Genomic DNA, 24,739 nt, shown 5'->3' with positions numbered 1-24,739 from the left:
AACTTCCTGACGATTTTAAGGCGGAAATAATTTCGGAAACTTTGAAGATTACGATGCCAGGAGGTGTCGAAGGCCTAGTGGGAAAGTTCAAACCGATCATAGAGCAATTCGTGGACGAAGACGAAGAGCCGGAGACGAACGAAGAGTTGACGGAAACGTAAAAGAACCCTGGCAGTTTGGGAAAACCCCGACTGCCAAAGCCGCCCCAAAGACCTTTCTCGAAGAAATGTTTTCGATTGCGACAGAGCTCTATTTGGGCGGCGTCAAGAACGCATATCACATGAGTCCACGACAGATCGTTTGGTTTCATCTCAACCAATTCAAGCTCCGACAAGCCCGCTTGCATGACGCTTCAATCGCAGCCCGCTCTGCAGATTTTGAAGCAAAAGATTTCGAAGAATATATTGGAAAGTTGATCTAAGATGAGCAAACTTCAGGAGTCTATCGGCGTAAAGCTCAAGCTCGACGGTTTAATTAAAATTCGTAAGGACCTCATAAAGGTAGGAGACCAACTTAGTAAAACCGCAGAGAAAGTAAGTGCGCCGTTCAAAGCGGCGGGAAACACGATATCGAAAGCTCTGAAGGGTGCTACTTCTGCGACGAATAAGTTCGACAGAGCGATTGTTGCAACCGCAAAGCGGGTCGGATCTTCGCTTGCGACTATATCTAAAGCAGCAACCAGGGTTTCAGCTGCCCTTGCGAGAGCAGGGGCCAAAGGCGGGGCTGCTCTCGCAAGAGGGGTTGGGGCTGGCATCAATAAAATTAAAGCCGCGGTCAAAGGCGTCGCACTCGCACTACCTGCCGGCTTGATCGCAACGGGCGCGGGTGTCGCTGCGAATGCTCGAAATATTACTCAACTCGAACGACTATCAAAAGCCGGTGCGACTAGTATTGAGACATTTTCTCTGCTCGCGGGCATTACTGAATCATACGGTATGGAAGCTGACGATCTGGGCGGCGCTCTCGCAGATCTCGCGGATAAAACGGGCCGCGCCGCAGCTGGCGAGGGTGTCAAAGAGTTCTTTGATCGCATCAACGTTTCTGTTCGCGATGCGAAGGGGAATGTTAGAGATACCGGTGCAGTTTTTATCGATGTGATGAAAAACCTGAAAAAGGTTTCATCGGACACTGAGAGATCGTGGCTGTCTCAAGAATTAATCGGTGGCGATGCAGAGAAGCTCGCATCAATGCTGAATGCAAGCAATCGGGAACTTGCAGAACGCGCAAGACTTGTCCGAGATTCAGGTCAAATTGTCTCTCGAGAAGAGGTCTTGAGAACTGAAGCTTTCAGTAAGTCTCTTTATGCGGTTACGGCCACAATTAAAGGTCTTTGGAAAACCGTATCTCTGAGACTTTATCCCGCATTTACAAAGGCTTTTGGCACAGTTCAAACAATCTTGGAGAGAAACAGGGGTCTCATCGTAGACAATTTTGCAAGCGGCGTTGAGCGTCTGCTCGGTTTGCTGACACGGTTTGTACAAAACGTTTTTGAGGTCGGATCTGTCGCTCGTTCTGACACTGGTTTTGGCGCTCTTGTTGATATTACTCAGGCCGCCGGCCGCGGGGCGGGCATGCTCATTAAAAAGTTTTCCGGCGTCGGATCTGGCATCAAGACAGGACTGGGCGAAGGCATCAAAGCACTGAGAGATTTTGCGCTCGCATTTATGGTCGTTTCTGGTGAAGAGAACACGGCCGGCGAGCTCTTTGGTCGCAAGATTACTGCAAACGAGCCTGCAACTGTCGCGCGTCGGATCACGCGAAATGGCATCGAAGACATCGATCAACAGCAAGTCACAAGCGGTTACGCACTCGACTTTTTACCTGAAAAAAGCACGATGTCTGCGGCCAAGGGTTTCGTCAAAGTGCTTGACGGCATTCAAGACAAGTTCCGTTCGTTTGCTAACTTTATCATATCAAATGTGAAACCGGTTTTCGGTAAGCTTTATGATGCGATGAGCGGCGATGAAAAAGCGGTCGAAAGCCTGGTTCGTAGCATTGACGAATTGCTAAGACAGACCCCGTTTTTGAAAGATCTATGGTACGTCTTGAGCGGCCGATCTGCACTCATTGATCCGGAGGGCGCGGTTGCGTGGCTTAAAACGCAGATGAAACTCATCAAAGAAGCATTTGACGAGTTGAGCCCTGCAATCACGGCCGGCTGGGAAAAAATCCAAGAGTTTCAGAAATGGCTCTTTGGCTCGGACAACGCATATACGAACGCTGTAAAATCGATTGCTGCGATATGGGCTTTGACTAAGATTACAAGCCTTTTGCTCGGTCTGCCGAAAGCTGTCGCGGTCGGTAAGCTCGCACTCGGAGCTCTATCAGCCGCGCTCGGTATCTCTGCAACAGCCGGCGCTGCGACGGGGGCTGCGACCGGCGCTGCAGCTACGGCGGCCGCTGGTGCAGGTGTCATTCGATCTGGTGCGTCAAAAGCCCTTGGGTTTGGTAAACTTGTAGCACGCGGTGCAGCGCCGGTCGCAGGCGCTATGTTTGCATATGAAAATCGTAAGGAGCTCGCAGGCCTCGGTGCGTTTGGATACGACAAGGCCACGAACGGTTTTACAGACGGCGAAAAGAGCTTTCTCAAAAACAACATGACGTGGAAATCTGCAGCCGCGTCTTTGATCAATGGCATTACAGCGTCCGACCAAATTGGCGGAATGTTTGGCGTTAAGCGTCAAGAGATCGATGCGAGCAAATACCTTAAAAACGTCGAAAGAGACGGACAAGGCGGCCTGAAGTCAACGCTTGAGCTCGTCCTACCTGGCGAAGGCGGAACTCACACATTTTATGGCGACAAGGCTGCTGTCGCGGCTGTCAACAAGGCGGCCAGCAATGCTGCTCGCAAGCAAATAAGGCAAAGATAATGAGCGTTTCAGCAATTGATCTCGCAGGCCTTTTGCCTGATTTTTCGGATCGCGATATCTCGGAAAACCTGGCTCCGATTGATGGTTCTGCAGCTGTCCGACGGACGGTTAACGGACGACTTGTTTCAGTCGCAAGTCCGAACTTTCGGAAATACCGCTTAAGCGTTTCGGGCTCCGATGTTGAGGCCCCTGCTCTCGGTCAACTTTGGCCTGGCGATATTCTATCAATCGTTCCGTTTTCCTTTTTGACGCATTTTGAACAACGGCCGGTCAACGGGTGGCAAAATGTTGACGGGGAGATCTCAGTTGAGCTCGCACGAGAGCCGCTGAATGGGTCTGTTGAGATTTCCAGGGGCAATGGGTCTCAAATTGCGACATTCTATCTGACGAGCTCGACAGTGCGTTTTCAAGCATCCGACGATGACTTCTATATCAAGTACCGTCCGAAAATGTCCGTTATGGTCACGAGCTGGACGCAAGATGAGTCCGAAATCTCCGGATCGGTATCTTGGTCTCTCGAAGCGGAAGAAGTCTAATGTCTTATTTTGTAGCATTCGTTGATGATGTGGACACGCCTTTTGACGCCGCCCTGCACGCTGTCAAAGACCTTGAAGCATTCTCGGTCAACATCTCTCAAAGAGAAGGCGAGTATGCGTCATGCGAGCTTGAGACGCTTAACCCTGGCGTGTCTGAAATCCTGTCGATTGAGAAACCTCATGTCTTGATTTCATGCGACGACCGCGGTGAACCTGAATTGATTTTTCGCGGCACAATCACCGGCATTCCGACCGAGCTCTTGGGTGAATATATCGTGCTTGAGATCCTTGCATCGCGGACAGCTGAAGACTTGCGCGAACTCGGTTTGACGCTGCAAGAAACGGGGGAGTTGAACCCTCTTTTTGTCGATCTTGAAGAAGCTACAAACGACGATCTCATTCGCGGTCGTGCGTGTCATTACTATGTTGATCGTCGCACAAGAGATTTGAAGCTGTCCGACGATGTTGCGCCCGCGTCTATAGTTGATGTGGACAGCGCTCTTGCAGTCTCAAGCTCGCAGATTTTCGAGGGCTCATTGTCGCTGCGCCTGGGTGAACTTCCTCCGGAAAAAGTTGTCCAAAAGTTTGATGTTGAATGGATTCAAAGGCGCGAAGGCATCATGGATCTTGCGCCGGTTTTGAACGAAAGGCTTGGAGTAAACGGCGCAATTAGCATCGAAACGTTGACGCCCGAATACATCCTGCAAGCCTTACCAGGCGTCGATTTCATGCCAAATGCGGAAGGTTATACTATTCTAGATGTTCAAAAATTTGCGCATCGAGGGGGTCAAATCGGAGACAATCGAACGTTTGATCGAACAGAGCCGCGAAGCACGTATAATACGCATTTCGGTTTTTCTGAGTCTGTTGTCGTTCCTGTTTATCTCGAAAAATGGCATGTCGCATACAAGAAGTTTTCAGTGCATTATCTGTTCACGCAAGGTCGCGTTGAGCATTGTTTTGTTGAAGCAATTGCAGATCATTCAAGCATCATTGGTCATAGCGGTCTGATTGAAACGCTGCCTGATCTTGTTGCGTCGGACGTGACTGTCGACAACGAAACTGAGAAATGGGTTCGCTTCAAAACATACCAATTTGCAGACAGTGTCATGTACGGCGGTCGACGGTATCACGCTCGTGAAAATCATAAAGCTACCTACAATTTTGATTTTTCGAAGTGGACTGAAACCTCGACGACTTTTTCAGCAATCGTTGATCAAGGATCTCCGACGTTTTTGACCGAGACAACAGGCAAAAGCTCGCAAGAATATGCGCTGCACCTCGCATCTGCAGAGATGAGACGGCGGTCGCGTTTCATTGAAATCTCGTTCTCGATGGAGTTTTTGCCTGCACTCGATATCTCAACAGACACTGTCATCGAAGTCTCTCATGAACTAATTCCTGGCGGCCGCGCTTATGGTAAAGTCGTTAACTATAGTCTCAACGACAACGGGTCGGAACGGTCGTGCGACATCTCTTTGCTTGTTGCAGTATCCAACGCTGCACCCGCGCTAAATAGCGTTTTTCAGGGTGAATATGTTGACGCGAAATTCGTTGAATCTGGTTATCAAGAAGAAGTCTCGAACGATTTTTCAATCGATATACCGAGTTCTCAAACGTTCACTGTCTCGCAGCCGGTCGCAGTCGAAGCTGAGGTCGTTTCGAGTGTAGGACTGCCGAATTTCATCTCGAACGAATTTCTCGTTGAAACTGCAACGATGACGGGCGGTCGTTTGACAGATCAAATGCCGTCTCTTGATGACACTATGTTAAGTCCGACATGGGTAAAGCCACCATACCATGTCGCGCCTGGTAAAGTCGAAAATGTTTATGTTCTCGAAAAATCGGATGATCCTTGGGCTCCGGAAGTCGGGAATCGAGGCATTCAAAGTACAACTGTCGATTACGAAGAGCTCGCAACACAAGTTGAAAATGACGTTGCAACTGCGATGAGAAACGAGGAATGGTCTCCGACTATCTTAGTTGAGTTCAAAGATTTGATGTCATCTCAAGATGTTGTTGAGCGCAATATAACGCTGAAAACAACTGTCGAAGTCGAAAGCGGACTTTCATTATAAATTTGTTTGAAACCTTTTTTTGGTAATGAATATCAATGTCTCTTTATTACGTCGAAGATCAATCAAAAATAAATAAGGGATTGACGCCTGCTCCTAAGAACAAGGGGCATCGCAATTCTAAAGTTGAGCGAACTCCGAAGAAAATTGAGCCCTCAATCGGTGCTCCTGAAATTGCGCCCGCGTTTATCAACGCCCGCATCGCGCGAAAGATTTCGGGCGGAGCTCTTTTAAAAATTGGCTAGCTTATGATTACTTATCGCGACGAAAAAGGTTTTCCTCTCACTTCTCAAGAGCTTGATGACAACTTTAGAACTCTTGAAGATAGCCTGCAGTCGGTTGGACTGAGCGGCGGCGGGGCTCTGACAGTCGCGACCTCAGATCCGGATGATGCGAACCCGCCTTCTGGTTTTCGTGAGAACCAGGACTACTTTTTGAATGCAACGAGCGGCGCGATCTATCAATATGACACCGGCGTTTTCGTCCTCTATGCGACCTTGCCGACCGGCGGTGGATCCGGTGCGTCAACTGCGGTTGATGTAAGCTATGATAACGCGGCCTCCGGCTTGACTGCAGATGACGTTCAAGCGGCTGTTGATGAGCTTGCGGGACGTCCGACAGGGGGCGGTGCGTCAACTGCGGTTGATGTAAGTTATGACAATGTGACATCCGGCTTGACTGCAGCTGATCTGCAAGCAGCTGTTGATGAGCTCGCAGCCCGTCCGACCGGCGGCGGTGGAGGCGCGTCTGTTGCATCTGACGTCTCTTTTGACAACGCGGCCTCAAGCCTGGCTGCAGATGACGTTCAAGCGGCCCTGGACGAGCTGGACGGTAAGGTTGAGGCGCTGCCTGCACCCCTCTCAGATGCGTCGGATATCGCATATACAGCTGGTGGTGACCTCACTGCGACAGATGTTGCTGGAGCCCTCGATGAGCTTGCGGCGCGTCCGACAGGGGGCGGTGGTGGCGACACGACAGATGGCGATAATGCGTGGACAATGATCGATGCGTATTGGAGCGGCGGTCTCTTTGATAATCAAGAGATGGCTGATCTTGAGAAGATCTCAGGAGCCGGCTTTTCGTCGATTAAAAGCGCCCTCTATCAGCTTGATTACGCATTCCAAAATCTGAACGCGATTGAGATTTCGTACAATGATACGACCGACCCGCTTCTAGCAGCTGGCGATGTGCAAACCGCTATCGAGAAGCTGCACGCTGTCGCAAACAGGCCGGCGAATAAAGTTCCATACGATGACGAGCGCACAGAATTTGGGTCAACTTCGAATGTGCAGCAAGCTATAGAGCGGGTTAAAGATTTAGCTGATGCGAATACTGCTAAAACAAGCGCGATATCACGCAATGCGTCGACCGGCGATGTCAGCAAATTCACATATTCGAGCTCTACTTTAAGCTTTAGCCAGGAATATTTTGGCGATGCTCTAGTATCTAAATTCGATGGCGTTGAGCGCTTTCGGATGAGCGATAACGGCGCTCTCTGGATGATTCATGACGTCAATGATGCTGAAGCTATCAATATTCGGAAATTCGGCACCAGATCTGGCACTGACACGTATATGTCATTCCGTGGCAATTCGTGGACTGGCTCGCTGAACGGCTCAATCACGTGGGATGGCACTACGCTGTCACTGAATTCTGTCTCAGATGAGCGTCTGAAAGAAGATATTGAAGATGCAGAATTCGAAAGCTGTATCGATGATATTCGTATTCGAAAATTCAAATACAAGAAATCTCAGTCTGTCGTGAACCGCGCTTTCATTGCGCAAGAGCTCCATCAAGTTTGCCCTGAAGCCGTCAAAGTCGGCGATGATCCGGCGATCTCCAGCGATGATCTAGAGAACCCCTGGCAAGTGGATTCCACCGCTCTTATTCCAATGATGATTCAAGAAATTCAAGCACTTAGAGCGCGTGTCTCTGATCTCGAAGGGGCCGCCTAATGGAAGAAAAGAGCAACAATATCAGTTCCAGTGATTACGTGTCTCTCGTGAAAACATTGGCAATCGTCTGCACCAAATTAGACATGCTGTTGGAGCGTTTTGACAGCTCAAATGACGAACACGGCCGCCGCTTCAAAGAGCTCGAAGGACGTGTCGACAAGCTTGAGAGCGTCAAAGACCATGCTGCGGGCAAGATTTCGGTCATCTCATTTTTAGTATCCGGTGCGACCGCGGCCGGCATTACGACAGCCGTCAAATTCTTCCTGGAGGTGCCGAAATGAGCAAATTTGTTGACCTGTTAAAACGCATGTTTCCTCCTGCAAAGGACGGTTTCGAGTGTCCAAAAAAGGTATTTCCGACAAGTCCGTTCAACATTGAGTTCACCGCTTTCGACAGCTTGAAGTCGTTCGAAGCTTTGCGATTGAAGGGCTACTTCGCGACCGACAACGAACGAAAGCGCGGTCTCGTAACAATCGGATGGGGTCATCTTTGTCAGAATAAAGAATACGCGTTTGGCGAAAGCATTACATATGAGACAGCTGAAAAACTGTTGTCTCAAGATCTCGAATGGGCGGTAACAGCTGTCCGACAGCTCGTTAAAGTCGATCTGACACAAGGACAGTTCAATGCTCTCGTTTCATTCATGTTCAACGTCGGACGTCCGAACTTTACGTCATCAACTCTTTTGAAAGTCTTGAACGCTGGTCAACACGATGAGGTGCCGGCTCAACTCATGCGTTGGGTTTTTCAGCAAGGCGTGAAGTTGACTGGACTTGAGAGACGACGGCTGCACGAAATCGATCTTTGGAACGCAGATGATGCAAGCTAAAAAGAGATCATATACCCGTCGCAGGTCGGACCTGGTGCTTGCGTTTTGCGCGGGTGTCATCTTGTACGTACTTGTTGAGCGGCCGGACGCTGAGATAGCTGAGACGGCTCTGACATGGGCGTTTTTGACGTCTGCAGCTGTGCTTGGTCTTTATCAGACAATCGGTGCGATTGATCTCAAGACGCTGTCAAAGCGGCCGTCCGAATAATGCTTGCGTTCGCACTCTCAAAGCGCGGGCGCTGGGCCATCCTCGGTGTCATTGCGACCTCTCTCGCGTTCTCGGGTTTCCTGATGCTCAAAGATGCACGGGAGGTGCGACTGGACCTGAAAAAGGCAAATCGTGCACGAGAGACTACTCTGAGAGCTTTCGAAAAACGGGATGCTGAAAGGACGAAGGCGAGGGTTCAAAAAGAGAAGACTGAAAATGCGATATCAAATCATCAAGACCGCGATCTATCTCCTCTTTTGCGCGGCTACGTTGACAGCTTGCGTTAAGCCCCCTGCCCCCGTGCCTGACTATCTCATGCGATGTGCGACCGAGCCCGTTCCAGGTCAGATCAAAACTGAGAAGCAATTTCTCGCATGGGTCGAAGAAATGAGAGCCGCGGGTCAAGACTGTCGGATGAATCTTGAGACCGTCGCAGCTCTCATCGGTACTACAGCACATTGATGCGTTTTTTGATGTTGAACACGTCTAACAGCTCATAGCGATTATTCGGATCATCAAGATCAAATTCAGGCAAACTGAGAGCATGTTGAAGTGCAGGATATCTGAACTGCAACAACATCAAAGCAATAGTGCTTGGCTGGACTTTGACTGCGAGACCGAACCGAACAATGTCGCGATGTGGGATCTGCCTATCCCCGCTTTCGATTGCTGAAATTTGGGCCGCGCTCTTATAGCCAAGTTTTTCAGCAAGCTCTTGTTGCGACAGACCGACATTCAAGCGCTCAACTTTCAAGATCTCTCCGAACCGGCGTTTCAGGAAAATGCTGTCATCATGATCGATGCTGAATTTATCAACTTTGCTCATTATCTTGACGCCCCATAGCTCATCTCTTCATATTCCATCTGTTCAAACACGCCGGCTCTAATCAGAAATATTTCAGCTGCGTTTGCGTTGAAGTAAAGAGAATTACAGTATCCGATTTCTGAATCGATCTGATCTTCAAGCTCTTCGAACCTTTCCGTTTTCATGGACATTTTAAAAACTTTTAGAGTGCGACCTGTGTTCGAATAATTTCTATACGTTAATGTTTCTGTATTCGGACTAAACGTAACGCCCTGCAATGCACCTGCGTTGAACCTTTTAACTCTTTTTGACATCTGTATATTCCTTTGTTGTTGTCATACTTATCATATTGGTAAGTATATTACTTATTGCAATAGTTTTCTCAAAGTTTTTTTCAAAAACTAATTAATTGCTATAGAAATAAGGGAAAAATTTTTGCAATTAGCGCAATTATGAAAACGGGGATAAAAAGGGGGATGACTTTAAGTCTTATATCGTGAAAGACCCTATTTATATGGCGAAAGTTCATGCCTGTCGGTGCTGTATATAAGCACTGCCTAAAAAGCTGATTTCGGGGTTAGGGGTATGTTTCTCGCCAAAAATGTGGACGGAGAAGTGTAGGATTTGTAGCGTGTAAAGTGTAATTTACTACAAATCCTACAGTCATCATTTTCCAGGCTCTCCGATTTCTCCGTTTTTCGATGGATAGTCTTCGAACTATTTCCGTCAATTTTCGGACACCGCCCCTACCCTGCCGCTTGCGCCTGGGCTTGGGCTTGGGCTCGCGCGTCATTCACCTCATCAACTGTAAACAACGCATGATATAGATCCGGCTTGCGACACTGTAGAATGAGCTTCGTGAGTTCACCGCACCGCACTGAAAGACACTGAGCATAAGTTGGAATGTCTGCGACCGGAATCGCACGGCTGCCGCTTTCAATGCCGCCGATCATCGAAGCATTCTTATATCCGATATGTCTTGCGAGCATCGATTGCGTAAGGCCGGCCTTCACTCTCAGGTCGCGCAAATGCCGTCCAAGTGCAGCGCTGTTAGATAGCGTGCGTCTGTTTTCTCTGTCGTTATCTGTCATCATATTTGTATCCTTTTGTAAGCACTATGCTTAACAAGCAAGTTGCGATGTATTTACAAAATACAAGATTTAGGCATGCTGTTTCAGCTATCTTCAAAAAGAATTCGATAGCTCGTGTAATCAAAAGCTTTCATATTCATTTTTGCCAAGATCTCTGGATCAATCTTAAGTGCAGCCGCGTAAGACATGATGTGATTGTCGGGAATATGATTAACGCCCCTTTCGACATTACATACTGTTGAAATGTTAATCAGTCCGAGTGCTCTACTCAACTCGAGGTGGCTCAATCCGACACGCTTTCTGACAGCTTTCAACCACTCACCGAACGTTCTGCGCATTTCCATTTCACACATGCTCAAGCCCATTGAATTCGATCTTGAGAGCCGCGGCGGTCTGCGGCCGGAATGCCAATAGCTGCAGCTTCAACATATGTTTGACGTCAATTTTCAAGAGATCTGCTAAACGTTCCAGATCATCCGACGGAACTATTGTCTGACCCATTTCAATACTTTTGAGACGACTTGTACCGCTCAAATTCAAATGCTCTTGAACAACTAAACGCGTGAACTTTCGCGCTTCTCTTGCAGTTCGTATGTAATTTCCTGCAGCTATTCTTTCAGCTGTCTCATCGTTTAAAGTTGTCATTGTTTTCTCTTTATTCTTGACTGCTCTATAGAGATAAGGATAGAGATACGACTATACTTATCAGTCTTTAAGCTCTTCGAGCCCGCGGCAATTATACCGCGGGCTTTATTCGTTCAAGCCGCGCGTTTTGATTTCCAAAGAGTATCTGCGAGACGCATCAATTGCTCTTTATATTCGACTTCCTCGCGATCTTGCGTGAAGTATTCGTCAAAGAATTTGTATGAGATCCGGTTGACTGTAGCTTCGTCTGCAATGAGACCGTCAACGAGATCGAGATACCGTGTCTGCAAAACATCTGACAAGCACATCAACTCTTTAACGATGTTCTCATTCAACGTTTTAGCGCAATCACCAAATTCAATATTTATACGATAACCGCCCTGGTGATGACCCCACTCGCACAAAAATTTGCAGTCTAAAACGTCTCGTGCAGATCGCACATAAAACGTAATTTTTAAGCGGTCTTTCTTGATGATAAGTGCGTCTTGCAGACACGGTGCCATATTTTCCAGGATCGCAACCATTTCATCTGCGACATCTTCAAAATGCTGGATTGTCATCATTCGGACCCTCCGACTTGGTCAACTTTCTCTTGAACTGCGATGCCGTTTTGCATGAAACGACGTGCGACCGCGCTGATCGTGCGTTCCTCATTTTTGCTGTCTCTTTTGAGAATATCGAACATTTCCGGCGTAACCCGAATGTTGAGATTTACGCTGAGATTTTTACTGTTGTTCAACCTGTTTTCCTTTTTCGTAAAGCGTTGTTTTGCAATGTCTAACGCACGATAAAGAACAGTCTCAACAATAAAAGCGGCCCACGCCCTTCCCTTGTTGTTTTCATGTCGCAGGTTTTTTAAGCTATCCTTTGTTTTCAATGATTAGTCATTTTGACTATAGGAAAACGCATAGAATAGGTTTCTATATGGTTTCAGCTATTCTTTCTCTTTGCTATCTATCCTTTATCGACGATTTGTCAGTGTCTGTCGCAACTCAAGACGCAACCTAGTCCTCTGCGTCTTTCGGTCGGTTTGTTCGTTTTCCCTCCTGTTATCGAGCAAGCCGGCCGCCTTTTTCACAAAAATAAAGGCCGCGATGAGACTCCTTGGGAGCTGATTGGCATCTTTGCAATCGTCACAAGTTAACTATACTCGATGTGCGACGTTGACGTTGTTCGAGAGGCTTTCGTGGACATCAAAATTGATGAATATCCTCAACTAAAACTGCTCTGCTGGAACATCTCTGACAGTGCTGTTGTAGATGGTGAGACTGCACTGGCGCTCTATGAGCGGAACTGGCGCTTCGTCGATCAAGATGCAATCCTGCCACGCGAGCAGAAATTACTGGATCGTCTTATTGCTGACTACGGAAATGGTCATTTTCTGACCCCTTAAAGTACCAAGAGGCCCCATCTAAGAGGCCTCTTGGTGGACAGTTATGACATGTTTTTATGTGGTTTCTGTCGACTTAGCTTAAGGACAGCGGCGAGTAATATCCGTCGGAATCTGGCTGTTCGACCTCAAAATTGGTATCCATTTCATCATCAAATTCGACCGCCCGCGTCGCGGTTGAGAATGGGGTGGCATCAACTTCTGCTAACAGCCGGCGAGATTCTGCAAGCACGCGCTGGGCCTCATCGTGCTGTTCTAACAAGTAGTTACGTGCTGGATCGAATGGCTCTACGTCTGTCATTATTTTGCGGCCAGTCACATGCTGTTCAAGTGCGAGCGGTCCTCTAACCGCGACTTTGCGAGCAGACACATCGTCCAACGATTTGACGTATACATTCATGAGATAGATTGGCGATGACGTCTCAGTCTCGATGTAATCTGCAAGCGCCTGGCGGTCGGACAGTCGGACTGCGACTTCACATGCGATGACAGCCGCCTGCGCCGTCTTGACCGGATCCTTGAGCGCTTTTGTTACGCTTTTGACTTGAGCTTTCATCAAGCGGTCTTGTTGTCTTTTTGTCATTACTTTTTTCATTTTGAACTCTCCGTTTTTTACTGTTCGAGAGCGCAAATGCGAAAGCGCGTGCGAATTACAAGCGCTTTGCTTATCTTTTTTTTGAAATCCCCAGTTTTCTGGGGGCGTCGTCCTAATTTCCATCGTTATTAGGCCTATCACCTGGCACCTGGCACTTAATGATAACCTGTCAACATTTCATACTCGTGTAGGCCCCCTGCCCTCTTCGCAGATTATGCGTCGGAAAGAGCGCGTGCGAGCATCTCTTTTGCGCTATCTGCAATCGCTTTATTTGCAGCATATTCTGCTCGCAGCTGCGACAAGCGCTGTTCGTCGTTCGCGTCGTCGTTGAAAGCTTTGATTGCAGCTTGTTTATATGTCATATCATCTATCCTTTTTTGTTTTCTCATTTGTTATATCATTTGTTTTACAAGAAAGCAATATGCTTATAAATTAAAAATATCTAACAGATATGCTTTCTGTTGTTTACCCTATCTGAACAACTCAAATAGGGTAAAGCTATCGGAGCTCTATCTCGTACGTACGTACGGACACGTACGAATAGGTATTAATACGAACGCATACGAATTAATACGCATTATGCTTGCATTTTTCCTTGTTTCGCACACATGCTTCTCGAAACGTACGATTTGATACGTTCGCACACGTACGGATACGTACTTAAAAAAAGGGGAAGACTATGCCGGTACTATCATTTGTGAGTTCAAAAGGCGGGGCGGGAAAGACGACAACTTGCGTCGTTATCGCGACGGAGCTCGCACGCTATTCAACCGTTTGCATCATCGATGTAGACAAGATGCAACGCTCGATCAGATGGTCTCAAAAGACCGAAAATCTGCCGGAAAACATCTCGATCAAAAGCTGTCTCGACAAAAAAGAGCTCGCACCTATGGTTCGTGCTGCAGACGCAACATTCGACTATGTGCTGATCGACACGAAGGGCGATGCAAGCGAACTCAACTCTCTTGTCATCGCAGAGTCGGACCTGGTCATCGTGCCTCTCAAAGACGACCAGCAAGCTGCAGATGATACCATTTTCACAGTTGATGAGATCAAAGCGGTCTCGTTCTCATATCGTCGCGAGATTCCATTCCGGCTGCTGTTCAACAACATCAAGCAAGTCGGAAATCCGAAACTTTCATCTCATATCAATGCTGAACTGCGCTCGGAATATCCGTCGTTCAAGACGGAGCTGAAAGAGCGTCCGGCGTTCAACGCGATGATGCACTTTGGCGGCGGCCTTGCAAATATTCCGTCGGAAATCACCGGCGTTGATGCTGCGACTGAGAATGCGTTCCAGGTCGTGTCAGAGTTGACCGATATTCTTGCGAAGGGTGATTCCAATGACTGAGAAAAAACAAGCGTTCAAATCTATCCTCAATAAGCCCGCGGCTGCGACCTCGACAGCGGGGCAGGGGCCGACACCGTCCGAAATTTCTGAGCGTGTCAGGCTAGCTGCAGCTGCGAAGTCCTCTCGAACTCATGAAACGGCCTATGAGACGCCTTCTGAGAGGGGTGGAAGCTGGTTTGACGGTGATATCCCCCCTGGTCCTCCTCAACGCGCTGAAATGACGTCTGAGAGCGCTGCAGATCCGAAAGTTCAATTCTCAGTCACTGGACCGAAATCTGTCGCAGATCGTTTCAAAGCATTGGCGAAAGCTGAAAGACGCTCATATCTCGAGCTCATCGAAGTTCTCATGAATGACTATGAGAGGGGGTAACCCCCCTTTCGATCTAAAATTGAGTTTGGGGGTAGGGGGGTCGGTTGCGCTTAATGTGAAGGATTTGGGAGGTCTGTCGCTCTCGATCTAACCTCCTAATTCCCTTCATCTTTTTCATAGATTCAAGATTCAGGGCTGATTTACCTCATTTTATCAAAGCATTATGCGGTTTAATGTGAGGAAATTGGGGTATTGCGGGCACATATTTGGGTTATTGAAGGCACATATTTGGGAGCTAAACGACCCTTAATGTGAGGAATTTGGGACCCCTTCGCAAAAGTTATCCACAGGTCCGACCCGTCCTCAAGCTTTCTAAATGTGAAGGATTTGGGCGCTGAAATATGAAAATGAATTTTGCGGTTTCACTTTCATAAAAAGCGTTCTAACATCTTCGAATGAGCAGACAACTTGTCATCAATTTAAAGCCCTCCGACTATAAGTCGATGAAGCCGGCTGAGCTTATCAAAGCCCGCGCTCAACGAGATCTAAGTCTCTATGAGCGGCGTTCTATCACGATTCTGTGGAACAATGCACACAAACAAGGCATTGAAAAAGACCGGCTTTATACGATCAACATGTCCGAATTGCGCGGAGGTAAGCACAACGGAAATGAGTTCGTAAAGCAAGCAATCAAGGGCCTACAGACAACACTTTTATCTATCTACAGTCACGCCCTGGACGAAGAAGTCGTAACTCAAATGTTGGGTCCGACCGTCGAAAAAGGCGTCTCAAGAAAAGATGGCGTCTTGTCCTATCGCTTTCCAGCTGAACTCGTTGATTTGCTGAAAGATAGCATTTCGTGGGGTCAGATCGAAATTCCGGTTTTGATGCACTTGAACAGCAAATATTCGATTTCGCTCTACGAATATGTGAGTCATCGGATCAATCTGAAATACAAGCATCATGAGAAGTTCACGCTCGAAGAATTCCGAGACATTATCGCAATTGAGAGCGGTAAATATGAGGTTTTTGGGAGCTTAAACAAGCACGTTATCAAAAAGGTTGTCAATGAAATCAATGCATTGGCATACTTTAACATTACCGTCGTTCCGGAAAAAACGGGCAAGCGGGTCACGCACGTCAATCTGTTTTGGTCAACGAAGACTACGGACGAGAAAAAAGCCGCTTATCAAGAGCTCATGCGACATTCGACCGGCCGCGGCGCTCGGATTTCAGGGCAAGTTGAGATGATCGAGACCGAAGGATAGGACCCAATTATCTCATAGTTGCGCCATCAAAATCCAACGCATAAGCAATGTTATGTTGACAAAATATGTTGACAGCTTGCGTGGATAATAAATCAATGCAAAAGGATAAGCTAAAGAATAAGCTTGCAAAGGATAGGTTTCGAAATGACGAAAATTCTCTCAACTGAAGAACTGTCAACATGGTCTCTCAAAGAACTAGATGAGCTGATCGCAAACGCTCAAAAAGCACGCACAAAAGCTGAAGAACAAGCACGCAAAGATCTCATGCAAGAGATGAAAGACCTCGCATCGAAGCACGGACTTTCGATCAATGAAGTCTTTGGTAAAGAGACAGTCCGACGCTCATCTTTGCCCGCGAAATACCGGCATCCTGAGAACCGGTCAAAGACCTGGACGGGTCAAGGTCGCAAGCCAAATTGGTTCAAAGACTATCTCGAAAATGGCGGTCAGAAATCAGATCTCGAAATCTAGATAGTTGCAAGCTGTCGCACATATCCTTTCAATCAAAGGAGATCGTGCGATGATTGCAGATGAAGTCTATTTTATGTTGAACGCCCTGCCCCCTTACAGGGGCTCGGATTTGGAAGAATTTCGAGATGAGCTCAAGTTGACGAACGATGACCTGGCGTCGTTATTTGGATGCTCAAAAGCTACGATCCATCGGATCAAAAGCAAAAAATCGGATGTCCTATCCCCCGCTTTACGCGGTCATCTGCACTTTTTAAGGCAGACATTCATCTCGACCGAAACCTATATTGAGAGCGCGATATAAGCGCTCTCATACAAACATTTTAGATGACAGAATACGCTTTATCTGCGGCTCTTTCATCTCAAGCGTTTCATCAAGACAGCTTTGATAAAACATCGCGAGCTGCAGATATTCAGGTGCAGTTGACACCTCTTTCAAGACAATATTCGAGATGTCATATGTCTCGTTGAGCAAGCGCAAGCTTTGCCCTCTTTCAGCTTGGTGCTTATCTGAAATATTGAAGTCGTGGATGCCTGGCTCGTTTCGCATGTTTGCGACGATCTCTATTGCGTCAATAATACTATCAAGCACATCTGCAAACTCACGCGTTGTGGACTGAAACGACAGCTTATCTTTCATTTCTGCAAGTGCGTCAAAGCCTTGGCTCATGCCGACTGCGACAGCGGTGCGGGCAACGGATGCGAGACAAAACTCGATGACAACTTCGTACCTTTTCAGCGGCCAAAGTTCCTCTCGAAGCGCTTCTCGTTGCGCCCTCGTTGTATTCGGATAGTCGGTCAAAAAGCGGGCCTCGGTCGCAGTCATCGAGGCTTTTGCATGCTCAAGAATTGTCTTGATATCGTGAACACCGGATAGTCTTTCAAGTCTCATGTCATCTCCAAAATTGTATTGAAGATTGAATACCAGCTCGAAGTTTCGCGGAAATTTAAGATCTCATAATGCGGTTCGAGACACGTCATCATGAAATCTGATATCTCTCATAGTGAACTGAAAACGTCTCAAAATGATGCTTGAAGCGTCAATTTTTGGTTTCTTTTACTGTGGATTTTGGTTTCTTTTGTCCGAAGTAATGGGGACAGCAAAAAATAAATTGTTTCGGACAGCTCATAAAGAGGCCGTTTCGCAGCGCCTCAAGCGCAAGGTAACCAAATTCTCAGAAAATAGGCGGCTCAACAATCGATATTTTTGTTCACTTCTAGAACCCGCCCCCGCGCTTTCAGCTGTCTCAACAATCGATATTTTTGTTCACTTATGCATCTTCTAGATATGCGTAAGCTGCACCGCCGGCGCTATAGTATTCCTCAAGACGCTCTCGCGGGATAAACGGAATCTGTCTCTTGTTGACACCAAGCGTCTTAAGATAATCACCCTCTCTCGATTTCTGAAATGGCAAGGGTCGGAGGTCTGACGCTGTAACAATGATTTGCGGGTTTCTCGGATCTCTCAAGAGAATGCTTCCAACATAGTCGGATCCGAACTCATGCTTCTCAACCAAGCCATAGCGTAGGATGTAACCGCGACTGTCTTTCAGTGCAGAATTCTTCTCTACAGATGCGAGACGCTTTCTCATAAATTTGCTGCTCATGCTGTCTTCCTTTTTATCAGTTCACGCGAGCTCTCAAAGAACCCAAAACGTCTTCTAATTTATTAAAGAGGCCATATTCGTCCTCATCGATCTCAAGCTCTCTGAATGAGTATTTTGTCGGATCGAATTTACCGCTTGCGATGTCCGACACTGAGATTGGCTCGCGCTTGAGCTTGCCTGTTCCAGGATCCTTGATGTCTTGAAAAATGAGATCTTGAAAACGGATCTTGAGGTCATCAAATTTGGCATCAATGCGATAGTAGTCATCAACAACCGCGGCGTCGTTGCGTCGAGCTCGAGCTGGACGTTTTTTAGGTGCCGGCTTTTGAGGGGCCGATGGACTGTCGTTGTAAAACAGCTCATCGATCAGATCGTCGAGGCTCTCATCGTCATCTGTAGCATCCTGATCACCTTCAAACTCTTGCAGACGTCCGAAGACCAAGTCGTCAAAAATCTCATTTGCATAAGCTATCTGACGATCCGTCATCTGTTGCGGACCATACGTCAAAAATCCGTCGGAAAACTCGGAGATGAGCGCTGGGCCCGCGCTCGGTTCGATCTCAACGCCACCCATATATTTATCAACAACGAAGCATTTCCATGCATTTTGAACAATCGTCATGTGCTGCTCAAGAAAACGCTCCGACACATCATAGTTGACAGCTTCAAGAATTGAGAGAAACCGCTTTGGTGAAATGTAGAGATCCGATGGTGCTTTGATATTGAACTGCGAGAATGTCTTTTTCTCCATGCGTTCGAACATGGCCTAGCTGGCCCGAAGCTGCATATTTGGGCTTCTTCTGGAACAGTACATGAACGTTATGTGTCTGAATTCTGTAGATACATCACGACGTTTTCGGCCGGCATTTTGAACCCGCGCCCATCGGAGACCCGCTCAGTGCTAATCGGATACTTTGGTCTATTGGGATTGATTGCCACAATCCGGTAGAGATCTCCGCGTGACTTGAAGGTCCGGCCATAGTCAGATGGCTCAAGGCCAAAATGTGGGGCAAGAACTTCAAAGAGCGCTTTGTCTGGCGAATAGATCGCGCCGTCCTCCATTGGAATGCCGACGCGGAAACTAATGTCGAAGCCATGACGCAGATCGATGTCGCTCAGCTCGCCACCTTCAACCGTCAACCCGTGCGTCTCCGCCACCTTGAGGCACGCTTGCGTCATGTCCCGGCGCAGCTTCTCGCAGAGTGGGGGAGTAAGGTTGCGCGGCGGCGGTACCTTTGTGTTTGTTTGGGCTGGCAGCTTGGCGGTTGGCGACCGCTGCTTTGTCTTGTTCTTTTTCACATCAACGCCTTTGCTTTATAAACCGTGCCCCGCGATATTCCCATGTCGCGTGCAATTTCCGTAGGCGACATGCCCTCTGTCAGCTTCGCCCGAATGGTGGCCATATCGATTTTCGGGAGGCGGCCGCGATACACGCCACGTTGCTTGGCAGCGAGAATGCCCTCGGCCTGCCGCTCACGCCGCAGGTTTGTCTCGAACTCGGCAAAAACACCGAGCATGTCAAAGAAGGCCTTTCCCGTGGCGTTTGATGTGTCCACCGGCTGCTCTGTTGCGGCCAGATGCGCGCCTTTGGATTTCAGGTGGGTGACGATGGTCTGCAAGTCACTGAGGCTGCGGGCCAGCCGATCAATGCGAGTGACCACAAGCGTTTCACCTGAGTGGATGAAATCGAGGATCGTTTTGAGCTCGGGACGCCCTTCAAGGCTGGCACCACTCTTTTGCTCGGTGCGGACCATGCCACACCCGGCTGCTTTCAAGGCAGCAATCTGCGCATCGAGGTTCTGATCGGTGGTCGAGGTGCGCGCATAGCCGATTTTGGCCTGATATGTGTTCATTTTGAGTGTGCCTCTGACAATATCTGTTCATTATCTCGAAACAGACCCAAAGTGAACATGTATTCTGGCGGTTTTTGTGTTCATGCGCGGTGTCGCCATGGGTATACCCATTATGACGCCTCTAGCCCTCCATAACCCAACGTGATGTCCGCCGTGTCTTTTGTCTCTGCAGTTTCGCGAACTGCTCACTGACAGCATCGGCGTGGATTTCATCATGAGCCCAGTCAACGTATCCTGCTTTCTTCGCCCAGTCATGTTCCGGGTGGTTTGTATTCTTCTGCGCCTCCTTGAAGACTTCGTACATGGGCGGGCCTCCAATGTCCTCGGGCGGGGTTGCCCATTGGCCGCCGACAAAACGCGGCAATGGCTCATTTGGCACAACCGTGCGTGTTGAGACGAGCTCAATGCGATGCGCCCAATCATCGCCAAAGTCATAGGTGTAGATCACCGGTGGCACCTTGGCGTTCAGGAAAAAGTCCAGCTTTTTCGTAGTGACCTCCATCACGGGTGGCCCGAACATCGGCTCGATCCAGAAGGCCTCGCTTTTCATCTGATATTTCCGGTCACCAATCTCGAAGTCCCACAGGTGCATGTCGTACCATAGGAAAGCCGCCTGAATGGCATCGTGCAGGTGTGGCAGGGTCTTGTCCGAGCGGATCTCGATTTCCCGCCACGGGGCGGGGTCGACATATTCAAGAGTAATTCTCAGCCGTAGGACCTGGGGTTCTTTTTTTTACCATAAGTGCCTCTATGCGGCCATTTGTTCAAAATCGATCCGCTTATCCAGATTGACCTCAAAGCGGCCATAAGGATTGATGTGTAGATAGATGAGCGGGGACAGGCCACGATAGTCCTCAGGGGACAAGCGCGCGACCACATCGGGATTGCGCAAGACGGATTGCACCATCCGCGTGTTCACGTAGACCAGCGACGACTGCAGCAGATGCAGAGCATGCGCGGCGGTTTCCTGATCTCGCACACGGTTAGTTGCGATCTCACCGCCCTTACCAAAAAATACGAAACTGTTGGCGCTATTCCAGTTCTCCACGACATTCAGCCCTTCGTGGATTTCCCGGCGAAATTCTTCAGAACGCAAATAACGACATAGGAAGATCGTCTTGATGGCGCGGCCAAGCTCCGCCAGTGCCTTGTAGGTGGGGTGCATCACATCGGAACGAGCAAACCGGCGAAGGATGACTTCGGGATCAGCTGTTCCGTGCTGCATGGCCGCGGCGTATTTGACCATTTCGTCATATTGGCGTTCGATCTCCCCCCAATCGATCACGCCAGATAGAATTGGCAACAGATTGGGCAGTTGCCCTCGCATACCCGTACTCGGAAGAGCTAGTTTTTGCCGCGCGATAGCTTTCAGACGTGGCGCAAGTTCAAAACCCAGAAGATGGCAAAAAGCAAAGCCGACGGCGCTTTGTCCGTGACTATCGACATACTGTCTTTGAATTTCCATGTCTGTACAGTGCCGCAAGACGCCCTCAATCATGGCAGCCACTTCGGAAGACGAACATCGTTTCAGCTGTGAATAGACGCAGGTCGCCTGCCGCTCGACATGCCAGTAGATCATGACGCCACGCCCACCATAGCGTGCGTGCCATTCGGTCATCAGATTGCGATCCCAAGCTCCGAATTTTGTGGAATCTCCGGCACATGTTGTGCCCGGCGTACCCCAGATCTCCGGGTTGCGAATTGCCAGTGTCGCACTGGCAACCTGCGCACATGCCGCCTTGAGGGACGCAGGATCAATATACCGCCGCCGAATATGCAAGAGCTCGTCATAGCTGACATCAGGCGAACCAGCAGCCACGCGTTTCAAGCCCGCGTTGGTTCCCAAACCGTAAAGGCAGAGCAGCAAGCGTTGATCTCGCACGGCAGCTGGCAAAGCCTCCCGGCTGGCCGAAGTCTGAAAGCTGTTCAGAAACCCGGTGTCGAGGGCAGTTTCCTTAAGAACATCCAAAAGCCCGGTCATCGGCCACGCCCGGGCAACCTCGGCTTTCAGAGCCGCCAGACCAGTCGGCTCCGGAGCTGGCGTCAGCGGCGTTACGGAAATCCGGTTCTCTCCACCCCACCTCAAGCGCACCTTGTCATTGTCCGGCAAAGTCGCATTCAAAAGGTGAAGTTCCTGTACCAAGTCAGCCTTCACGCCCGCGACAAAGCTCTGCGCGTCACGTGACAGCCCAAGATCGGCATAGTAAGCATCTCGGCGCTCGGCAAAGTCCCCCGGTAGATCATCATCCGGATTGCGGTACCGGTCCGCACCCTCAATCCAGATTTCCTTCGCGCGGACACGATCTCGCAGCTGTGTCAGTACGCAAAGTTCAAACGACACGACGTTGACCCGACCTTGCTCATCTATGACGGCTTGGCGCCATTTTCCCGGGATGATCCCAGACGGGATATCATCTTCCGTAACAACGCGGCGACCAGAAGCTGCATACCTGACGATCTGGTCCAAGGCGGTTAGTATCGGGTGCCACACCGAATTGTTCGACCGGAACTGCAGCGCCCTGAGTAACGGGGACAGCATACGGCGATAATGACTGGCGTAAGAGCCGCGCATGGTCTGCTGGATGCGCGCATCCAAGGTGCCCTTGGCGCGATGTTCGTCGATGACAGCCCGGAGTTTGGCCGCTCCTGCGATAGGAAAAATGACATCTTCAATACGACCATCCGGATGATCCAATGCGGCCATGGCGATCTCGACAAGCAAACGTTCCTTGCCGTTAACCGCGCCGATATCGGCCGCGATGCGCTGAATGACCTTGCGACGCGACCGCGTTGCCAAGCGATGCACTACCTCCAGAAGCAGGTCGATAAGGCCATCAATCAGCTGAGATCGGCGATGCATCAGGTAGACTGCTAGAAGTCCGAGGCGTTTCTTGGGCGCATGACGACGCATTTCAGAGGCGGTTTCACCTTCTACCTGACGCGCGAGGCGCAACATCCAACCGCGTTCGACATCACCAAGAATATCCATCGGAAGCCCAAGCTCCTCGACAAAAGACGCCTTTCGTGCGGCCAGCAACACGCTGTCGAGGGTTGCCGCTCCGACATCATCCTTCAGCCGCTGAAAGCCCGTATCCTCTAACGGTTCCGCGAGTGCTCGCTCTAATTGCTCCGTCGTCTCGATCGACAGCAGGGATACCACCAACGTCAAGAAATTCTCGCGAAAATCCCGGCGGGCAGCGCGGGCAAGGCGCTCCATGATCTTATCTGAAGAAACAAACACGCCCATTTTCCGCGCCTGGCCGAAACCACGTTCGATCCAGTCCGCTAAGTTCAGGTCTCGGCCACCAAGCTGTTCAATCATCCATGCCTGGATTTTGGCACGGTCACGATCAGAAGCCCGGCAAAACCCAAGAAAATCGAGAATACCCGCACGTTGTCGTCGCGCGGTATCACTGGAAAATGAGTAGGAACAATCCTCTGTCGCCCCAATCTGATCCGCAACGTACGCGATTACATCAGGGTCAAGATCACTGCGGTCGGCAGGAAACCGTGCATGTTGGCGAAAGAATAAAAGTTGACATGCAATCGCGACCCGCGACTTCGCCCCAAACCGGTTAAGAAATTCAAAATCTGAATATGAAAGCCCCCACACCGAGGCAAATGCTTGCTCTGTCATGACCCCTCCAGACGCAAACATCATCCAACATCAGGTCTGGCCGTCAATCAGCCTTTTGTTCTCAACATGTTCTCCCAAAAGCCCAAATATGCAGCTTCGGGCCAGCTAGGCCAACATCGCGTTGCGTTCTGCTGGTCTCAGTTTCAGCTTCAAGATTGTCTTGTCGGTCTTGCGAAGATCTCTTTTGAACGGCTCGGTTTTGAGCGGCATACGGGCCTCAAAAGAGGGTCCGAAAGGGTCATCATTGAAATCTGTTTTCGACTTTTTGTCAGCGGCTTTGACAGTCCGAATGAGGCGGGCCGGCTCTTTGAATTTCTTGTTTTCATCATCAAAACCGAGCCACTTTGACAGCTCCGACGGCCAGATGTTGACCTCAAATTCTCTCGAAGGACGGCCGGACTGCACATCGGATTGACGGTTAACTTTGAAGCGGTTGTCAGATGTGCGAGACAGCAAAGATGAGAGCGGGGCCAGGATGATCGCATCTGCAGATTTCAATTTACGAACGACCTGAAGGTCAACGAACGCAAAGAACCGAGGGTCTCTCAACTCCGACCATACGACCGGTGCGAGCGTAATTTCGACATCATAGCGGTTGACTGAAACAGACTTGAACAGTCCGACTGTCTTTGGCTTTGAGCCTGCTTTGACTGAGTTTGCGTTGATCGTTACGCGGCACTCATCGAGCAATCTGACAGCATCAACAACGCGCGGTGTCGTGATTGAGAGATACTCTGCAAGAATGCCCTTTTTGATCGAGACAGTTTTCGAGTTTGCATGAGCATGAGAGGCTAAAACGAAATGCAAAAGCTGCAGGCCTGTTCGTGTCATTTTCTCGGACGGGTTCATATCAACGAGAGCGGCTGGCATGCGATATTCTGGATTGATGTCTGCTTGATATTGCGAAAGCCGCTCAACCCAATCCGAAGGACTTTCAAAACCATTTCTGCGACCAAGCGGTTCGTAGGATAGATAACCTGGGACAGCCTTTGAGTTATCTTTCTCTTTACTTGCAACGTTGAGTTGACAGTTTATGTCGTTTTCAGTTGTCCTTGTTTTTGACAACGAAGCCTTATTTTTAAGGCCTTTTTGGCTGTTTGTTGTGCTGCTCATGACGTTTATTCTTTATTACTGTTGATAACTACTTAACTAATTCGATGACAAATGCAAGGATTATGGCAAGAATTATTTGAGAAGCTCAAGAATAGCCAAAAAAACAAGTAAAAGACATCCGTTTTGATGCTCA

General features: G+C 48.9%; 30 protein-coding genes. 13 read left to right on the top strand and 17 right to left on the bottom strand.

Going from position 1 to position 24,739, the window contains the following annotated elements; translation table 11 throughout:
- The first annotated feature begins 226 nt into the window (after nt 1–226).
- The 8 genes from GLP52_RS19255 to GLP52_RS19220 are packed head-to-tail and all read left to right on the top strand — an operon-like array spanning nt 227 to nt 8,265.
- On the top strand, nt 227–421 hold the full coding sequence (locus GLP52_RS19255; protein ID WP_237274038.1) for a hypothetical protein: 195 nt from the start codon (nt 227–229) through the stop codon (nt 419–421).
- A 1-nt stretch (nt 422) separates the two neighbouring features.
- Nucleotides 423–2,870, top strand: coding sequence for a hypothetical protein (locus tag GLP52_RS19250; protein ID WP_237274037.1), 2,448 nt, complete (start codon nt 423–425; stop codon nt 2,868–2,870).
- Complete coding sequence (locus tag GLP52_RS19245; RefSeq protein WP_237274036.1) at nt 2,870–3,406, top strand: hypothetical protein; 537 nt, start codon at nt 2,870–2,872, stop codon at nt 3,404–3,406. Before GLP52_RS19250 ends, GLP52_RS19245 begins: the two co-directional genes overlap by 1 nt.
- Nucleotides 3,406–5,484: a hypothetical protein gene (locus tag GLP52_RS19240; protein WP_237274035.1), complete on the top strand. Its 2,079-nt coding sequence runs from the start codon at nt 3,406–3,408 to the stop codon at nt 5,482–5,484. Before GLP52_RS19245 ends, GLP52_RS19240 begins: the two co-directional genes overlap by 1 nt.
- 35 nt (nt 5,485–5,519) lie before the next feature.
- Nucleotides 5,520–5,726 (top strand): hypothetical protein, encoded by a 207-nt coding sequence (locus GLP52_RS19235; protein ID WP_237274034.1) that lies wholly within the window; start codon nt 5,520–5,522, stop codon nt 5,724–5,726.
- 3 nt (nt 5,727–5,729) lie between these two features.
- Nucleotides 5,730–7,436: a tail fiber domain-containing protein gene (locus GLP52_RS19230; protein ID WP_237274033.1), complete on the top strand. Its 1,707-nt coding sequence runs from the start codon at nt 5,730–5,732 to the stop codon at nt 7,434–7,436.
- The gene (locus GLP52_RS19225; protein ID WP_237274032.1) at nt 7,436–7,717 is read left to right on the top strand and encodes a hypothetical protein; all 282 of its coding nucleotides are present in this window, start codon (nt 7,436–7,438) and stop codon (nt 7,715–7,717) included. The genes GLP52_RS19230 and GLP52_RS19225 overlap by 1 nt, the downstream gene beginning before the upstream one ends.
- A complete protein-coding gene (locus GLP52_RS19220; protein ID WP_237274031.1) occupies nt 7,714–8,265 on the top strand; it encodes a lysozyme in 552 nt (183 codons plus the stop codon). The genes GLP52_RS19225 and GLP52_RS19220 overlap by 4 nt, the downstream gene beginning before the upstream one ends.
- Nucleotides 8,266–8,921: 656 nt before the next feature.
- On the opposite strand, the gene GLP52_RS19215 is transcribed toward GLP52_RS19220, so the two are convergent.
- The 7 genes from GLP52_RS19215 to GLP52_RS19190 all read right to left on the bottom strand — a co-directional run bounded on the left by GLP52_RS19215 (nt 8,922) and on the right by GLP52_RS19190 (nt 11,891).
- Complete coding sequence (locus tag GLP52_RS19215) at nt 8,922–9,299, bottom strand: helix-turn-helix domain-containing protein (RefSeq protein WP_237274030.1); 378 nt, start codon at nt 9,297–9,299, stop codon at nt 8,922–8,924.
- Nucleotides 9,299–9,592 (bottom strand): hypothetical protein, encoded by a 294-nt coding sequence (locus GLP52_RS19210; protein ID WP_237274029.1) that lies wholly within the window; start codon nt 9,590–9,592, stop codon nt 9,299–9,301. The genes GLP52_RS19215 and GLP52_RS19210 overlap by 1 nt, the downstream gene beginning before the upstream one ends.
- 432 nt (nt 9,593–10,024) lie before the next feature.
- Entirely contained in the window at nt 10,025–10,372 is a 348-nt protein-coding gene (locus tag GLP52_RS19205) for a helix-turn-helix domain-containing protein (RefSeq protein ID WP_237274028.1), read from the bottom strand.
- Nucleotides 10,373–10,452: 80 nt separating this feature from the next.
- Complete coding sequence (locus GLP52_RS19740; RefSeq protein WP_443069459.1) at nt 10,453–10,707, bottom strand: helix-turn-helix domain-containing protein; 255 nt, start codon at nt 10,705–10,707, stop codon at nt 10,453–10,455.
- A 7-nt stretch (nt 10,708–10,714) separates the two neighbouring features.
- Nucleotides 10,715–11,014: a helix-turn-helix domain-containing protein gene (locus GLP52_RS19200; protein WP_237274027.1), complete on the bottom strand. Its 300-nt coding sequence runs from the start codon at nt 11,012–11,014 to the stop codon at nt 10,715–10,717.
- A 113-nt stretch (nt 11,015–11,127) separates the two neighbouring features.
- A complete protein-coding gene (locus GLP52_RS19195; protein WP_237274026.1) occupies nt 11,128–11,577 on the bottom strand; it encodes a hypothetical protein in 450 nt (149 codons plus the stop codon).
- A complete protein-coding gene (locus GLP52_RS19190; protein WP_237274025.1) occupies nt 11,574–11,891 on the bottom strand; it encodes a hypothetical protein in 318 nt (105 codons plus the stop codon). Before GLP52_RS19190 ends, GLP52_RS19195 begins: the two co-directional genes overlap by 4 nt.
- Before the next feature lie 309 nt (nt 11,892–12,200).
- On the opposite strand from GLP52_RS19190, the gene GLP52_RS19185 reads away from it, so the two are divergent.
- Nucleotides 12,201–12,407, top strand: coding sequence for a hypothetical protein (locus GLP52_RS19185; protein ID WP_237274024.1), 207 nt, complete (start codon nt 12,201–12,203; stop codon nt 12,405–12,407).
- 73 nt (nt 12,408–12,480) lie between these two features.
- On the opposite strand, the gene GLP52_RS19180 is transcribed toward GLP52_RS19185, so the two are convergent.
- Both GLP52_RS19180 and GLP52_RS19175 read right to left on the bottom strand, forming a co-directional pair.
- Complete coding sequence (locus GLP52_RS19180) at nt 12,481–12,999, bottom strand: hypothetical protein (RefSeq protein ID WP_237274023.1); 519 nt, start codon at nt 12,997–12,999, stop codon at nt 12,481–12,483.
- A gap of 212 nt (nt 13,000–13,211) precedes the next feature.
- Nucleotides 13,212–13,361 carry a hypothetical protein gene (locus tag GLP52_RS19175; protein ID WP_237274022.1) on the bottom strand — a complete coding sequence of 50 codons (150 nt, stop codon included), beginning with the start codon at nt 13,359–13,361 and terminating at the stop codon, nt 13,212–13,214.
- A gap of 317 nt (nt 13,362–13,678) precedes the next feature.
- Here GLP52_RS19175 and GLP52_RS19170 point away from each other — a divergent pair, with 317 nt between their 5' ends.
- From GLP52_RS19170 to GLP52_RS19155, 4 genes are all read left to right on the top strand, one after another.
- Nucleotides 13,679–14,350, top strand: a complete 672-nt coding sequence (locus GLP52_RS19170; RefSeq protein WP_237274021.1) for a ParA family protein — start codon at nt 13,679–13,681, stop codon at nt 14,348–14,350.
- Nucleotides 14,351–15,115: 765 nt separating this feature from the next.
- Nucleotides 15,116–15,928 (top strand): replication initiation protein, encoded by an 813-nt coding sequence (locus GLP52_RS19165; protein ID WP_237274020.1) that lies wholly within the window; start codon nt 15,116–15,118, stop codon nt 15,926–15,928.
- A 144-nt stretch (nt 15,929–16,072) separates the two neighbouring features.
- Nucleotides 16,073–16,399 (top strand): H-NS histone family protein, encoded by a 327-nt coding sequence (locus GLP52_RS19160; RefSeq protein WP_237274019.1) that lies wholly within the window; start codon nt 16,073–16,075, stop codon nt 16,397–16,399.
- A 49-nt stretch (nt 16,400–16,448) separates the two neighbouring features.
- On the top strand, nt 16,449–16,700 hold the full coding sequence (locus GLP52_RS19155; protein WP_237274018.1) for a helix-turn-helix domain-containing protein: 252 nt from the start codon (nt 16,449–16,451) through the stop codon (nt 16,698–16,700).
- 6 nt (nt 16,701–16,706) lie between these two features.
- Here GLP52_RS19155 and GLP52_RS19150 read toward each other — a convergent pair whose 3' ends face one another.
- From GLP52_RS19150 to GLP52_RS19115, 8 genes are all read right to left on the bottom strand, one after another.
- Nucleotides 16,707–17,288, bottom strand: a complete 582-nt coding sequence (locus GLP52_RS19150) for a hypothetical protein (protein ID WP_237274017.1) — start codon at nt 17,286–17,288, stop codon at nt 16,707–16,709.
- Between the two features lie 379 nt (nt 17,289–17,667).
- Nucleotides 17,668–18,003 (bottom strand): hypothetical protein, encoded by a 336-nt coding sequence (locus GLP52_RS19145; protein WP_237274016.1) that lies wholly within the window; start codon nt 18,001–18,003, stop codon nt 17,668–17,670.
- 16 nt (nt 18,004–18,019) lie between these two features.
- On the bottom strand, nt 18,020–18,754 hold the full coding sequence (locus GLP52_RS19140; protein ID WP_237274015.1) for a hypothetical protein: 735 nt from the start codon (nt 18,752–18,754) through the stop codon (nt 18,020–18,022).
- Nucleotides 18,755–18,822: 68 nt separating this feature from the next.
- On the bottom strand, nt 18,823–19,302 hold the full coding sequence (locus tag GLP52_RS19135) for a hypothetical protein (RefSeq protein ID WP_237273911.1): 480 nt from the start codon (nt 19,300–19,302) through the stop codon (nt 18,823–18,825).
- Complete coding sequence (locus GLP52_RS19130; RefSeq protein WP_237273910.1) at nt 19,299–19,856, bottom strand: recombinase family protein; 558 nt, start codon at nt 19,854–19,856, stop codon at nt 19,299–19,301. Before GLP52_RS19130 ends, GLP52_RS19135 begins: the two co-directional genes overlap by 4 nt.
- A 121-nt stretch (nt 19,857–19,977) precedes the next feature.
- Nucleotides 19,978–20,565, bottom strand: a complete 588-nt coding sequence (locus tag GLP52_RS19125) for a plasmid pRiA4b ORF-3 family protein (protein ID WP_272903667.1) — start codon at nt 20,563–20,565, stop codon at nt 19,978–19,980.
- Between the two features lie 39 nt (nt 20,566–20,604).
- The gene (locus GLP52_RS19120; protein WP_237274014.1) at nt 20,605–23,493 is read right to left on the bottom strand and encodes a Tn3 family transposase; all 2,889 of its coding nucleotides are present in this window, start codon (nt 23,491–23,493) and stop codon (nt 20,605–20,607) included.
- Between the two features lie 105 nt (nt 23,494–23,598).
- Entirely contained in the window at nt 23,599–24,606 is a 1,008-nt protein-coding gene (locus GLP52_RS19115) for a hypothetical protein (protein ID WP_237274013.1), read from the bottom strand.
- Nucleotides 24,607–24,739: the final 133 nt, after the last annotated feature.

Source organism: Sulfitobacter sp. M22, assembly GCF_021736025.1.
Classification (GTDB): domain Bacteria; phylum Pseudomonadota; class Alphaproteobacteria; order Rhodobacterales; family Rhodobacteraceae; genus Sulfitobacter; species Sulfitobacter litoralis.
This window is presented reverse-complemented; position numbering and strand designations above follow the sequence as displayed.

Coding starts and splice junctions, on each gene's coding strand:
- GLP52_RS19195 (WP_237274026.1), bottom strand. CDS start 11,577: ATGATGACAATCCAGCATTTTGAAGATGTCGCAGATGAAATGGTTGCG.
- GLP52_RS19255 (WP_237274038.1), top strand. CDS start 227: ATGTTTTCGATTGCGACAGAGCTCTATTTGGGCGGCGTCAAGAACGCA.
- GLP52_RS19145 (WP_237274016.1), bottom strand. CDS start 18,003: ATGAGCAGCAAATTTATGAGAAAGCGTCTCGCATCTGTAGAGAAGAAT.
- GLP52_RS19130 (WP_237273910.1), bottom strand. CDS start 19,856: ATGAACACATATCAGGCCAAAATCGGCTATGCGCGCACCTCGACCACC.
- GLP52_RS19225 (WP_237274032.1), top strand. CDS start 7,436: ATGGAAGAAAAGAGCAACAATATCAGTTCCAGTGATTACGTGTCTCTC.
- GLP52_RS19740 (WP_443069459.1), bottom strand. CDS start 10,707: ATGCGCAGAACGTTCGGTGAGTGGTTGAAAGCTGTCAGAAAGCGTGTC.
- GLP52_RS19170 (WP_237274021.1), top strand. CDS start 13,679: ATGCCGGTACTATCATTTGTGAGTTCAAAAGGCGGGGCGGGAAAGACG.
- GLP52_RS19210 (WP_237274029.1), bottom strand. CDS start 9,592: ATGTCAAAAAGAGTTAAAAGGTTCAACGCAGGTGCATTGCAGGGCGTT.
- GLP52_RS19245 (WP_237274036.1), top strand. CDS start 2,870: ATGAGCGTTTCAGCAATTGATCTCGCAGGCCTTTTGCCTGATTTTTCG.
- GLP52_RS19140 (WP_237274015.1), bottom strand. CDS start 18,754: ATGGAGAAAAAGACATTCTCGCAGTTCAATATCAAAGCACCATCGGAT.
- GLP52_RS19235 (WP_237274034.1), top strand. CDS start 5,520: ATGTCTCTTTATTACGTCGAAGATCAATCAAAAATAAATAAGGGATTG.
- GLP52_RS19155 (WP_237274018.1), top strand. CDS start 16,449: ATGATTGCAGATGAAGTCTATTTTATGTTGAACGCCCTGCCCCCTTAC.
- GLP52_RS19165 (WP_237274020.1), top strand. CDS start 15,116: ATGAGCAGACAACTTGTCATCAATTTAAAGCCCTCCGACTATAAGTCG.
- GLP52_RS19200 (WP_237274027.1), bottom strand. CDS start 11,014: ATGACAACTTTAAACGATGAGACAGCTGAAAGAATAGCTGCAGGAAAT.
- GLP52_RS19250 (WP_237274037.1), top strand. CDS start 423: ATGAGCAAACTTCAGGAGTCTATCGGCGTAAAGCTCAAGCTCGACGGT.
- GLP52_RS19115 (WP_237274013.1), bottom strand. CDS start 24,606: ATGAGCAGCACAACAAACAGCCAAAAAGGCCTTAAAAATAAGGCTTCG.
- GLP52_RS19180 (WP_237274023.1), bottom strand. CDS start 12,999: ATGAAAAAAGTAATGACAAAAAGACAACAAGACCGCTTGATGAAAGCT.
- GLP52_RS19120 (WP_237274014.1), bottom strand. CDS start 23,493: ATGACAGAGCAAGCATTTGCCTCGGTGTGGGGGCTTTCATATTCAGAT.
- GLP52_RS19205 (WP_237274028.1), bottom strand. CDS start 10,372: ATGATGACAGATAACGACAGAGAAAACAGACGCACGCTATCTAACAGC.
- GLP52_RS19220 (WP_237274031.1), top strand. CDS start 7,714: ATGAGCAAATTTGTTGACCTGTTAAAACGCATGTTTCCTCCTGCAAAG.
- GLP52_RS19215 (WP_237274030.1), bottom strand. CDS start 9,299: ATGAGCAAAGTTGATAAATTCAGCATCGATCATGATGACAGCATTTTC.
- GLP52_RS19150 (WP_237274017.1), bottom strand. CDS start 17,288: ATGAGACTTGAAAGACTATCCGGTGTTCACGATATCAAGACAATTCTT.
- GLP52_RS19160 (WP_237274019.1), top strand. CDS start 16,073: ATGACGAAAATTCTCTCAACTGAAGAACTGTCAACATGGTCTCTCAAA.
- GLP52_RS19230 (WP_237274033.1), top strand. CDS start 5,730: ATGATTACTTATCGCGACGAAAAAGGTTTTCCTCTCACTTCTCAAGAG.
- GLP52_RS19240 (WP_237274035.1), top strand. CDS start 3,406: ATGTCTTATTTTGTAGCATTCGTTGATGATGTGGACACGCCTTTTGAC.
- GLP52_RS19175 (WP_237274022.1), bottom strand. CDS start 13,361: ATGACATATAAACAAGCTGCAATCAAAGCTTTCAACGACGACGCGAAC.